This window comes from Pseudoxanthomonas sp. (genome assembly GCF_051953815.1).
Classification (GTDB): Bacteria; Pseudomonadota; Gammaproteobacteria; order Xanthomonadales; family Xanthomonadaceae; genus Pseudoxanthomonas_A.
The window spans coordinates 89,919-102,291 of the sequence record NZ_JBQCIJ010000036.1 but is presented as its reverse complement, the minus strand read 5'-3'; the positions used below and the strand labels follow the sequence as shown (position 1 = coordinate 102,291).

Annotated in this window: 8 protein-coding genes; all 8 read right to left on the bottom strand. The window is 68.1% G+C overall.

The genetic code is table 11. From position 1 onward, the window contains the following. Positions 1-72: 72 nt before the first annotated feature. Entirely contained in the window at positions 73-840 is a 768-nt protein-coding gene (locus ACTHN1_RS09795) for a DUF2884 family protein (protein ID WP_440470763.1), read from the bottom strand. 82 nt (positions 841-922) lie between these two features. Next, positions 923-1,462, bottom strand: a complete 540-nt coding sequence (locus ACTHN1_RS09790; RefSeq protein ID WP_440470762.1) for a DNA-deoxyinosine glycosylase — start codon at positions 1,460-1,462, stop codon at positions 923-925. After that, positions 1,459-1,914 (bottom strand): DMT family transporter, encoded by a 456-nt coding sequence (locus tag ACTHN1_RS09785; RefSeq protein WP_440470761.1) that lies wholly within the window; start codon positions 1,912-1,914, stop codon positions 1,459-1,461. The genes ACTHN1_RS09790 and ACTHN1_RS09785 overlap by 4 nt, the downstream gene beginning before the upstream one ends. Before the next feature lie 84 nt (positions 1,915-1,998). Continuing rightward, the gene (locus tag ACTHN1_RS09780; protein ID WP_440470760.1) at positions 1,999-3,120 is read right to left on the bottom strand and encodes an alpha/beta hydrolase; all 1,122 of its coding nucleotides are present in this window, start codon (positions 3,118-3,120) and stop codon (positions 1,999-2,001) included. Positions 3,121-3,125: 5 nt separating this feature from the next. Then, entirely contained in the window at positions 3,126-5,240 is a 2,115-nt protein-coding gene (locus ACTHN1_RS09775) for a hypothetical protein (protein WP_440470759.1), read from the bottom strand. A gap of 4 nt (positions 5,241-5,244) precedes the next feature. Continuing rightward, positions 5,245-6,498 (bottom strand): MFS transporter, encoded by a 1,254-nt coding sequence (locus ACTHN1_RS09770; protein WP_440470758.1) that lies wholly within the window; start codon positions 6,496-6,498, stop codon positions 5,245-5,247. A 160-nt stretch (positions 6,499-6,658) separates the two neighbouring features. Beyond that, positions 6,659-9,208 (bottom strand): TonB-dependent receptor, encoded by a 2,550-nt coding sequence (locus ACTHN1_RS09765; protein ID WP_440470757.1) that lies wholly within the window; start codon positions 9,206-9,208, stop codon positions 6,659-6,661. Between the two features lie 63 nt (positions 9,209-9,271). Further along, on the bottom strand, positions 9,272-12,286 hold the full coding sequence (gene pgmB, locus ACTHN1_RS09760) for a beta-phosphoglucomutase (RefSeq protein WP_440470756.1): 3,015 nt from the start codon (positions 12,284-12,286) through the stop codon (positions 9,272-9,274). Positions 12,287-12,373 lie beyond the last annotated feature (87 nt).

Genomic DNA, 12,373 nt, shown 5'->3' with positions numbered 1-12,373 from the left:
GGGGGCAATTATTTTCGGCCGGGGACCGCTGGAATCGCCTGTTGCGGCGCGCGCGACGGCATGGGCGCCTTGTCAGTCGCCGGTGGTATGCCTTTGGTCGGGCTTTTCTTCCAGCAGATTCAGCGCCTGTCCGCCGGGGAGACGATACGCCAGCGCATTGTCCAGCCGCTCCATCGCGCGCATCTGCGCGCACAGTTTTTCCGCACGCGCTTCCAGCGCCTTGGCGCGGGGCGCCACCCGCGCTTCGACCTGCTGGTCCAGCCCTTCCATGCGATCGAGCCGATCCGCATCGCCGGTCAATGCCGCGGTGATCGCGCCGCCGACGATGTCGCCGATCACGCTGGGCATCACTTCTCCCACCGCGCGTTCGATGCCCTTGTCCAGGTCCTGGCTGTTGAAGCGGTTGGCACTGATCGAACGCGCGATGCCCTGATCGATGGCCTTGCGCGCCTTGTCCAGCGACTTGCGGGTGCGATCGGGGTTGTTGCTGATGCCGGCGGCGACTTCGCCGAGCGCGGTGAACGCGATGTCGGCGGCATCGCGGCCGATCTCGTGCGCCAGCGGCATCGCGGTGCGCGCGCCGCGCTCGAAATCGAGCAGGCGCCGGCGATCGTCGTCGTTGACCTGGACCCAGCGGTCGTCCACGAACAGGCGACCCTGGCGCATCACGATGGCCTTGGGCACACCGCTTTCGCGGGTGAAGATCACGCTGCGCTCGTTGACGGTCATGTCGTAGTCGCTTTCGATTTCGCAGCGGACGTCCTTGGCGTGCGCCGACGCGGCGAACCCGGACAGCACGGCCAGGCACAGCAGGGAAAGACGGGGGACGGAACGGATCATGACGGCCTCCGGGAGCTCGTTTGCCGGCAGGATGCCAGCGCGCCCCGCTTCCCGCACCTGCCGGACGGGAGCATGACCTTCGTCAGGGACGATCCAGATGGGGAATCAGCACGCTCCACTCCCGGGCGAGGCGTTCCAGCCCGAAAGCCGCGTTGGCGGGGCTGGTGGAAGGCAGCGCATGCAGCACCAGGCGCTCGGCCAGCGCCACTGGCAGGGTCGGGGCGACATGGCACCGGAACGCCTCCGCCGCCTTGCCGCCGTTCAGCGCCACCGCGCGCACGCTCGGCCGGCCCGCGAGCCAGTCCACCAGCGGGTTGGCGGTTTCGCTGCCGCGGACGATGTCCGCGTCCAGGCTGCCACGACGCTCGCAGGTTCCGATGACGTCCCACAGGCCGACGCCTGCCGCGCGCAGGGCCGCCAGCCGCAACGGATAGTCGAGCCCGGCATCGACGCCGCACAGCACCGCCATCAGCGGCCAGAACCGGTTGCGCGGATGCGCGTAGTAGCGCGCCGCCGCCAGCGAGGCCGCGCCCGGCATCGAACCCAGGACCAGCACCCGGCAATCCGCGTCCGCCTGCGGTGGCAGACCCTGCAGGCGCGTGTCCGCCATCGCGGCGCTCATCCCGCCGGCGTCTGCCACGGACGCACCACCAGCAGCGCGCCGGCGATCACCAGCAGCGCACCGATCACGCGGGTGCCGTCGATGGGCTGGCGCGCGTGCAGCACGCCGAAATGATCCAGCAGCAGCGAACCGACCAGTTGCCCGAACACCACCAGGCAGATCAGCGGCGCGGCGCCCATGCGCGGAATCAGCAGGGTCGCGGCGGCGACATAGATCGCGCCGATGGCGCCGCCGGTCCAGGCCCACCAGGGCACCCGCGCCAGCGCGGCGAAGTCGAAGCTCGGCCGGGTCGCCAGCCACCACAGCGCCAACACCCCGGTACCGACGGCGAACGACAACAGCGCGGCGAACAGCGGCCCGAAGGTCTGACGCCCGAGCGAGGCATTGATCAACGCCTGCAACGGCAACAGCATGCCGATGAACACCGCCAGTCCCAGCCCGATTGCCTTCATGCCCGTCTTCCCGATTGGAGGGCGGACACGATACGACAGGCGGTGTCGCCACGAACACGACATTCGGTGGCGAAGCGGGAACGCTCAGCGCGGCTTGCGACCCAGGTGGCGATCGAAGAAGCGCGCGATCACGCCATAGGCTTCCTGCGACTCGGGCAGGTCCGGATACACGAAGAACGCGTGCCAGAGCCCGTCGAACAGCACCAAGTCGGCCTCCACCCCGGCGGCCAGCAGGCGACGCTGCATGGTGCTCAGAGCGCTCACCGCGAAGTCCCGGCCTCCGGCCAGGAACAGGGTCGGCGGAAACTTCGCCAGCATTTCCGGCGACTGGCCTGGAAAGGCGACCGGATCGTCGGCCCGCGCGGTCCGCAGATAGGGCAGGCTGGCGCCGCCGTCGGATTGCAGCGGCGGCACTCCGACCGCCAATTGGCCCAGGGTGGCCGAGTCGCCGGCGAACAACAGGCCGGTGCCACAGAAATTGCCGACCGCGCCCGGCCGCGGCAGGCCCCGGCTGAGGATGCGGGCGGTGGCCTGGGCGGTCAGCATGCCGCCGGCCGAGCAACCGTAGATGCCGATGTTCTCGGCCCGGTACTGCTTGAGCAACGCGCGATAGACCGCCTCCACGTCGTCCACCGCGGCCGGATAGGGATGTTCCGGCGCCAGCCGGTAATCCACCGTCACCACCCGGATCCCGGACACCGCCGCGATCGGCACAGCTTCCACCAGCGCGCCGCTGCCCGAGCCCCACATGAAGGCGCCACCGTGCAGGTTGATCAGCACCCGCCGCGCGTTGTCACCCTGCGCGCCGGCCTGCGGATCGACCACGTGCACCGGCACCTCGCCCATCCGCGTGGCCTCCACCTTCGTCGGATAGCGGCGTTCGGCTTCGGCGAGGCGGTCGTCGTTGTAGCGCTGGTAGAAGCGGCGCTGGTCGGCGACATCGGCGGGATTCGGCCCCTTGCCCTCGCGTGTTTCCGCCAGCATCCGCTCGAACTGCGCGCGCGCCTCCGGACTGGCGAAGCGGGTGTAGGGCAAGGGCGTGGCCGGCATCACCACGGTATTGGCGGTCGGCGCCGCGGGTTTTTCCTGGGCGATGGCCGGGAACGCCATGGCCAGGACGGGCAGCATCGACAGGCCGGCGGCGAGCAGGCGCGTCGCCGCCGGCGGCGCCCGCAGGGAAATCGTGGCCAACGGGATCCTGCGCATGTGCTTCACTCCTGGTTTGCGGCGGCGGGCGTTTCCGCCGTCGCCGGTGGCGACAGCGCGAGGAACACCGTGCTCCACAGCTGCGCGGCGTTGGATTCGTCCTCGTGCGCGCCCTGCGCGCCGAAGGGTTCGACCCGGTACTGGCCGTTCCGGTACGACCACGACCACAGTTCCGAGGTGCGCACCGCGTCGGCGGCGCGGATGGCGCGCCACAGCCGCGCCTGCGCGGCGCTCAATTCCGTCCGCACGTCCGCCGGCAGATCGGTCCGCGACAGCTGTCTTTGCAGGCCCGCCGCCAGCACCGCCTGCTGCCAGGCCCAGACCACCGTGCCGTGATAGGCGGCGCTGCCCAGGCGCGGCCAGACCTCGCGATCGGCGTAGGCCGGGTTGGCCACCAGCAAGCCCACGTCGGTCATCAGACCGGCCGGGAACGGCCGCATCAGGTTTCCGACATCACGCGCGAGCGAGCGCGCGTCCGGTTGCCCGAACAACAGGCGGAAACCTTCGTCCGAATGCAGTACCGGGATCGGTTGCCCCTGCCCGTCCAGCGACAAGGCCGCGAACGCGATCCCGTCGTCCGCCAGCGTCGCCAGCGCCGCGTCGCCGGAAACCCCTGCCTGCGCCGCATAAGTCCGGACCTGCGAAACCGCGCGCGTGCGCGGCACGCGGACGGTGAACAGATCGCCCGCGCGCCGTTCCCATCCGTCCGCGCGCTCCGCCGCCGCGCTCAGCTGCGCGCGTTGTTCCGGAGTGACGTAGGCGTCCAGCAGTCCGCTGTCGAGAAAGCCACCGATGGCGCGCAGCGCCGCCGGCATCCACACCGCATTGACGTCGTAGGGATAACGGCCGCGACCCAGGCCTTCGTTGCTGTCGCGCCACTGGCCCACCGGCTTGTCCGGCTTGAGCGCGATGAGGTTGCGGAAAACCGGCTCGTCGGCGAACGCCCGGCTCTGGCCCGCCACGAACAGCAGGTTGCGCACCAGCGCGTCGCCACGACGACCACCCTCGCCGTCCGCCGCCAGGAAAGCCCGCGCGCGTTCGCGACCACGCGGGTCTTCCAGCAGCCATGCCGCCGCCACCGGCGGCAGCATGTAGTCGTCGTCGATCATCGTGTAGTCGTAGATGGGCGCGGCCGAGGACCGGCCTTGTTCCTTGCGGTGACGAAGCACCGCGAATTCGCCGATGTCCTCCTCATGCGCGACCTCGCCATTGGGCGCCAGGCGCGCCAGCACCGCGCCGATGCCGGCTTCCACCGCCTCGGGTTGAAGCACCGGCATCAGCAGGCGCACCGACATCAGGGTGTCGCGACCGAAGTAGGTGTCGAAGCGCCAGGAGCCGGCCAGGAACTTCTCGTGATAGCTGAGGAACTGCAAGGCCTGGCGGCTGCGGACATCGGCGGCCGCGCGCTCGTTGAGCAGGCTGGGGGCGTCGAACGGCACCAGCGGCGCTTCCCCGGTCGAGGCATGGATGCGCAGCCGCAGCGGCTCTCCGGCGCGCGCGCCCTCAAGCACGATCTTCCCGCCTTCGCGCGTGAACCGGCCGTTCTCAGCCTCCAGCGCGATGGCATAGCCCGGCGCGCCATCGAGGCGATCCCGTTTCCAGCGAACCGCGCCGGAGGACACCTCCGGACGCGCGGCGGTCTCGGCGGGATAGGCATGCCCCAACTGGAAATCGCGCAGCACCCGCACGCTGCCGAGCACGGCGTCCTTCACCACCAGTCGAGGCGCATCGACGCGCGCCGAGGCCACGATGCCGTTCCAGGGCTTTCCACCCTCGCGCCGGCGTTCGCCCTTCACCTCGTCCAGCGTCCATCGCACGGGTGCGACCGTCTCCTCGAACCACACGCCGACTCCGCTGTTGCCGGCCGGAAACGCCACCAGTACCCGGGGCCGATTGCCGGAACTGAGCAGCAGGTGCGCGGCGATGTCGCCTTCCTGGTGAAAGGCGTTTTCGATCCGGCCTTCGGTGATGCGGAACTGCAGCGGCGCGGCGGTGGTGGCGCGCTCGTAGGCCAGCGCCGGAGCCATGGCGGGCACGGCCAGCAGCGCCGCCAGCAACAGGCGGGGAGCGACGTGTTTCAGGCGGGAAAGAAGCGTCTTGCGCGCAGCGGCATGTTGCATCGGTTCAATGGCCTCCCGCCGGCATGGCCAGCGTATCGACAGGCGCGCGCGTGGCGCGATGGAGCAGGGTCAGCGACAGCAACAGCAGCGCCATCGGCAGCAACAACAGATAGAACGCCCGCGAGCCGTCGAAATGCGCGAACAGTTGGCCGGTGATGAAGGAACCGGTGGTGCCGCCCAGGGCGGAGAACACCACGATCAATCCGGTCATCGCCGCATGCCGCGCCTTCGGCAGCGCGCTCAGCACGACCGAGTTGATGGTCGGGTAGATCGGCGCCATGAACAGGCCAATCAGCGGGAAGACATAGGCGGCCAGCGGCGCGTCCCACCAGCTGGCGCCGGCGCGCGGCTGCACGTTGGCCGCCAGCGGCAGCGCCACCAGCACCAGCGCCGCCATCGCCAGCACGCACGTGGCCAGCAGCCAGAACCAAGGCAAACGCCGCAGCAGCACGCCGCCGCCCAATCGCCCCACCGCCAGCGAACCGGCGAAGATGCCGGCCGCCTGCACGCTCAAGGCGGTCGGCAGATGCAGGATTTCCCGGTTGAAGGTCGGCAGCCAGGTATTGATGGCCTGTTCCATCAGCACGTACAGGAAGGCCGAGGCCAGGAACACGATCACCAGCAGGCGCGCCAGCAGGCGGAACATGTCGGCGAAGGACTCGCCCACCGCATGGCCGTCGCGCGCCTGCGTCTCGTCCATCGACGATCCGGCCAGCAGCAGGATCACCGCCACGCACAGGCCGGCGATCACCCAGTAGACGTTGAGCCACACCGGGTCGCCCGGCGCGTCGGGATTGATGAAGGCGGCGAACAGCCAGGCGCTGCCGAGGATGCCGACCATGAACCAGCCTTCCACCGTGCTGGTCAGTCCGGCGTGCGCGCGCTCGCTGTCGGTGAGCAGACCAATGCTGGAATACACCGAGACCTTCACCAGCGCGAACGACACGCCGACCGTCACGAACAGCAGCTTGGTGGCCCAGAACGACTCCAGCAGCGGCATGCCGGCGCAGGCCAGCGCCACCAATGCCAGGCCGAGCATCATCGCGCGCCGGTAACCCAGCCGCGGCAGGGTGGAGGCGACCAGGAACGAGGCGACCGCGATCGGCAGATCCTTGAACGCTTCCAGCGTGCTCGCCGACGCCTTGCTCACCCCGAACCCCTGGATGACCTGCAGGATCACCGCGCCCACCGAGTTCAGCAGCATCGCGAAAATCATGTAGGTCAGGATCAACCCGAGCACCATGCGGGTTCGATTCATTGCTTGCTCCGGGCCACGCCGCCGGGCGGCCGCTGCACTGTGTCACCGCCTGGGCGGCAAGGGAATCCGTCGCGGGGCGGTCGGTCCGGCCCGCGACGTCGAAGAAGGATCCGGGGACGCCTCCCGGGAGAGGAGGTTCAGGCGGCGTCCCCGGTATGGCTTACCAGCTGTACTTGGCCTGGAAGTTGACCTCGCGACCTTCCAGCGGACGCGCCAGCAGCACGCCGCCGGCGGTGGTCGCCGAACCGAAGATGCGCGAGTTGCTTTCGGTCAGGCCCAGTTCGTTGGTCATGTTGGTGCCGCGCAGGTTGAACTGCCAGTTCTCGCCCACGTTGGAGGTGACGCCGAAATCCAGCGTGTGGTACGAGCCCAGTTCCTGCAGGCCCGACTGATCCTGGGTGTGATCACCCACGTAGGTGTAGGTCACGTACGGCGTGATGTCGCCCCACCCCATCTCGAATCGGTAGCTCGGGGTGAACATGGCGCGGAACTTCGGCTGGCGCTGGAGCTGCTGGCCTTCGATCGGCGCGCAGTTGTCGTTGCCGTTGATGTCGGTATAGGGCAGGCAGGCGTCGTAGTCCGTGTATTCGCCATCCAGGTAGTTGGCCACCAGCTGCAGGCGCAGGTTCTCGATCGGGGTCAGCGCGCCGATGAAGTTGACGCCATGCGACTCGGATCCATAGATCCGCGGGCTGCCGACCGGCGTGCCCAGGCCATCGGTGGGCTGATACTGCAGACCGCTGAACACACGCCGGTAGGCGCTGATGTCGGCGTACAGCAATGGCGACTGGTACTTGAAGCCGATCTCGTAGTTGCGGATCTTCTGCATCGGCGGATAGTTGTCGTTGGTGGTGCCGCGGATGCCGTTGTCGAAGTCCAGGAAGTGGCCGCCGGTGTTGACGCGGCCATACATGGACATGTTGTTGGTGAACGAATAGTTGGCGCCGGCCGTCCACGACGGATGGGTCTTCTCGTAGCGGTTGCGGGCAAAGGTGCCGTTGCACAGCTCGACGTTGTTGTCGTAGATCGTGTTCGGATCGCCATCCAGGCCGCCGGTGCCCGGATTCACCGGGCTGCGGTTGCAGACATTGCTCTTGGCATCCTGGTTCTCGACGCGGCCGGACAGATCGAACAGCCACTTGCCGACCCGCCAGGAATCGGACAGGTACAGCGCCACGTTGGTGGCCTTGCCGTTCTGGGCGATGTGGAAACCGCTGAAATCGGCGAAGCCCTGCGGGTTGGTGCGGTAGAAGGTCTGTCCGCCGTCGACGTAGCTCACCACGATCGGGCGGGCGTTGGGCTCGTTGGCCATCAGCATCTGGTTGCCCAGCGACCACTTGTCATCCATGGTGTAGTGGTTGACGTACAGGCCCACCGTCAGCGTATTGCCCTCGAACAGTTCCTTGCTCAGGCGGAAGTCGTTGCTGAAGCTCTTCAGGTGCTTGTGGATGTGCCACCAGCCCTGCTGGATCACGCTCTGGGTGAGCGGCACCGCGCCACCGTTGATGTAGTTGGCGGTCGCCGAACCCACCGGAATGGGATTGGTTTCGGTGGAGAGCCCGCCTGGGGTGGCCGGATTGTAAATCATGTCCTGCAGCGACACCGGATTGTTGCCCGAGAACAGCGCATTGGTGTCCATGTCGCCTTCGTTGAACAGGAAGCGATCGCTGATCGCCCAACCGTTGTCGAAGGAATAGTCGAAGTTGCCGCCGAACATGAACAGCTTGGCGCCGCGCCCATCGGCCAGGTCCGCGTTCTTGCCGCCACCCGGATAGGTCGGCAGCCATACGTGCTGCATGTACTTGCTGTAGTAGGTGTCCTTGAGCGGATCGAAGCCGGGATAGGCGCTGAAGTTGTCGGTGCCGCGCTGGATCAGCGGAATCGGGGTGATGAACTGGTTCTTGTCGTTGAGGTAGCGGGTGTACAGGGTCAACCGGCCCGCGTCGAAATCATGCGACAGGGTGGCGGTGAGCTGGCCGCCCTTGTCGGCCTTGAACTGCGGATCGCGCACGCCGTCGGATTCGCGCCAGAAGCCGCCCACGCTGCCGTACCAGCCCTCGGCCACCTTGAAGCCGTAAAAGCCATCCAGCCGCCACAACCCCTCGTTGCCGTAAGTCAGGCCGACGCTGCCGGAAGGCTCCTCGGTGCCGGTCTTGAGGAAGAAGTTGGCGCTGGCGCCCATCTGGCCATCCGCGAACACCACCGACGGACCGCCCTGCAGGATTTCCACCGACTCGATGGTGTCGTCCAGGCGGAACATCGAGGTCGTCTCGAAGAACGACAGGGTCGGCATGCCGTACAGCGGCGAGCCCATCAGCAGGGTGGAGAAATACGGCGCGTCACCGCCGCCGGGAAAACCGGCGATCTCGATGTTGGCGCCGGTCTGGCCACCGGTGGACTCGGGCCACATGCCGGGGGAGATCTTCAGCAGATCCGCCGTGCTCTTGGGGTTGGCCTGTTTGATCTGCTCGGCATTGGCGGTGACGATGTTGAAACTGGCCTCCAGCTTCCTCACGCCACCGGCGGTGGCGGTGCCGGACACCACCACCGTGTCCAGGGTGGTCGCCTGGCTCGGTTGCTGTTCGGCGGGTGGTTGTTGCGGTTGGGGGGACTGCGCGGGCGCGGTGTCCTGCGCCAGCACGGCGGATGGTGCCAATGCGGCGGCGATCGCTACGGACAGGGCGTAGCGGATCAGGTTGGTCTGTTGCATGTGTTCCCTCCACTTTTTCAACAGGTTGAATAATCCGCCGCGGCTTCTCACGGCCACGTGCGGTCACGAAGAAACGAAATCCCTCACTCGAAATTCGGCGATGTCCGGCAGGACCACGTCGGCCTGCGGCAGGCCGGCGGCCGTGCCGATGCCTACCGCGGCCATGCCGGCGGCGTGGATGGCCTCGATTCCGGCCACCGCGTCCTCCACGCCGATGCAATGCGATGGCGGCACGCCCAACGCGGCGGCCACGTCCAGGAAAATTTCCGGATCCGGCTTGGCATGGCGGATGCGCCCGGAGTCGGCGATGTAGTCGAAGCGATCCGCGATGCCCAGCTTGTCCAGCAGCAACGGTGCGTTGCGGCTGGCCGAGGCCAGTCCAATCTTCAGGCCGGCGGCGCGTGCTTCGTCCAGCACCCGCAGCACGCCGTCGAACAGGTCACCCGGTCCGAACTGCTGGATGGCCTGCACGTAGTAACCGTTCTTGCGATCGGCCAGCACGCGACGCTCGTCCTCGGCATAGGCACGCGAGGCGCGTTCCAGGATGATCGCCAGCGACGCCATCCGGTCCACGCCCTTCAGGCGTTCGTTGACCTGGCGGTCGAACGGCACGCCAATTTCGTCGGCCAGCCGCTGCCAGGCCTCGTAATGGGTGTGCGCGGTGTCGGTGAGCACGCCGTCCAGATCGAAGATCAGCGCGCGCGCCTGGCGCGGGAACGTCGCCCGCACCGCGGCCAGCGGCTGCGACAGCGGCTGCGCGGCGGCCGTTCCGGGCGACAGCAGCAGCGGCTCGCCCGCGTGGCGGATGGCCAGTTCCGCACCTTCCTCCAGCCGGTAGCGCACGCCGTCCGCGGCCACGTCGACCCGCAGCACGCAATCGCGCCAGCGCAGGTTGAAGCCATAGCCCTGCCACGCTTCGGGCAGGGTCGGTGCGAACGACAATCCGCCATCCTGCACGCGCAGGCCGGCGAAGCCTTCGGTCAGGCCCAGCCAGCTGCCCGCCAGCGCGGCCATGTGCACGCCGTGATCGGTGTTGCGGTGCAGATCGTCCAGGTCCACGCGCAGGCTGGCGTCGAAGTAACGCCAGGCCTTGTCCGGCTCGCCCACTTCGCTGGCGAGAATGCCGAACACCGGCGCCGACAGGGTCGAGTCGTGCGTGGTCACCGCCTCGTAGTAGTCGAAGCTGCGGCGCTTGCGGCGCGGGTCCAGATCCTGCCCCGCCAGCACCAGGCCCATCACCACATCGGCCTGCTTGCAGATCTGGTGGCGATAGAGGGTGAGCGGGTGGTAGTCCAGCAGCAGCGGGCGATGTTCGCCGGCCATCGGCGGAAATGGCCAGCGCGGCTTGTCGAGGAATTCGTCGTCCTGCGCGTAGACGCCCTGATCCTCGTCATAGGGCAGGTACATCGCCTCGGCGGCGTGCCACCACAGATCGATTTCGGCCTCGTCCAGCGCGAGCCGCCGCGCCAGCGCGGCCAGCGCGTCGGGCCGTTCCTGGCGCAACCGATGCCACGCCGCCACCGCGCGGCGCAGGTGCTGCTGGGCCATGCGGTTGGTGTAGAAGTTGTTGTTGACCAGGGTGGTGTATTCGTCCGGTCCGGTCACTTCGTGGATGCAGAACGCGCCACCCCGGCGCGGATTGAAATGTCCCACCTGCGGCCAGATGCGCGCGGTCTCGAACAGCATCTCCGCGCCGGCTTCTACGAGGAAATCCAGATCGTCGCTGGCGTCCAGGTACAGGCCCAGGCCGTAGGCCACCGCGGCGTTGATGTGGTAAGCCGCTGAGCCACTCGGGTAATGCGCCGAGCACTCGCCACCGTCAATGGTGCGCCAGGGATAAAGCGCGCCCGTCGGATGGTTCATTTCGCGGGCATGCGCGCGTGCGGCGTCCAGGGTGCGGAACCGGTAATGCAACATCGCGCGCGCCACGTCCGGCGCGGTGAACACCATCACCGGCAGCACGAACGCCTCGGTGTCCCAGAAGCAATGCCCTTCGTAGCCTTCGCCGGTCAGGCCCTTGGCGGCGGTGCCGTCCACGCCGTTGCGGCCGGCCGACTGCAACAGGTGGAACAGGTTGAAGCGCAGGGCCTGTTCCGCCGCGGCATCGCCGGTGACCGAAATGCCGGCACGCTGCCAGAAGCCTTCCAGCGCGGACGCCTGCGGTCCGGCGAATCCTTCGAAGCCCTGTCGGGTGGCATCGGCCAGTTCGTCCACCAGCGCGGCCACGCGCTGTTCGAGATCACCCTCATGCACGTAGACGACGAATTTTTCCAGGCTGACCTGCGCGCCGGGCGACAGCTCACCCTCGAAGCGCTGCTCGACCCGGCCCGCCATCGCCTGCGGCGTGCGCGCCGCCAGTCCTGCGCCGGCACGATGGTGCTGGCCGCAACTGAGTTCGAAGCCCCGATGCGGCGCACGCTGCGCGATCCAGGCCATTCCGCCTTCCACGCCGGCGGCGATGGCCAGCAGGCCTTCGCCGCCGCCGGCGCCGATGCGCGGATCATCGCCCTGGGCGACCGCCTGCCGGCCGCTCTCGATCGAGGACACCAGCGTGATCGGCCCGCGGTAGTCGATGGAAATTACCTGGAACCGGATCGCCAGCAAGGCGTGCTCGGCGAACGGCACCACCCGATCGGCGCGGATTTCCAGCGTGTGTCCGCCCGCAGTGCGCAGGCGCAGCCGACGGCGCAGTTGTCCGTGGCGCAGATCCAGTTCGCGTTCGAACGCCAGCCATTCGGCCTGCGCGGGATCGAGCAGTTCCTCGCCCAACTGGATGCGGATGCGCTTGCCCTCGGCGACCGGCACGCGGGTATCGGTGCTGCGCGCGAAACCGGCCAGGCGCTCGTGGTAGTGGATGGTGTTCTGTTCGAATGCGGCCGCCAGGAAGCTGCCGTCGCTGGGGCTGTCCTGTTCCTCGAAACCACCGCGCACGCCCAGGCCGCCATTGGCGAGCGCGAACAGGGTTTCGTCGCGGGCGCGGCGGCGCGGATCGAACGCCGTCTGGCGCAGGCACCAGGGGTCGTCCGCGATGGTCGTGCCGATGTTTTCCGCCGGCGTCGCGCCTTGCCACTCACCCACGTTTCCCGCTCCCTTGCACCCTGCGTCGCAGGGGTCGGGAGGCAAGCTAGGGAACCATTGTTATCGATGTCAAGTTATCGATAACAA

Excerpts from the sequence above, each read along its gene's own strand:
- ACTHN1_RS09775 (WP_440470759.1), bottom strand. The coding sequence starts at position 5,240 with ATGCAACATGCCGCTGCGCGCAAGACGCTTCTTTCCCGCCTGAAACAC.
- ACTHN1_RS09795 (WP_440470763.1), bottom strand. The coding sequence starts at position 840 with ATGATCCGTTCCGTCCCCCGTCTTTCCCTGCTGTGCCTGGCCGTGCTG.
- ACTHN1_RS09790 (WP_440470762.1), bottom strand. The coding sequence starts at position 1,462 with ATGAGCGCCGCGATGGCGGACACGCGCCTGCAGGGTCTGCCACCGCAG.
- ACTHN1_RS09765 (WP_440470757.1), bottom strand. The coding sequence starts at position 9,208 with ATGCAACAGACCAACCTGATCCGCTACGCCCTGTCCGTAGCGATCGCC.
- ACTHN1_RS09770 (WP_440470758.1), bottom strand. The coding sequence starts at position 6,498 with ATGAATCGAACCCGCATGGTGCTCGGGTTGATCCTGACCTACATGATT.
- ACTHN1_RS09780 (WP_440470760.1), bottom strand. The coding sequence starts at position 3,120 with ATGCGCAGGATCCCGTTGGCCACGATTTCCCTGCGGGCGCCGCCGGCG.
- ACTHN1_RS09785 (WP_440470761.1), bottom strand. The coding sequence starts at position 1,914 with ATGAAGGCAATCGGGCTGGGACTGGCGGTGTTCATCGGCATGCTGTTG.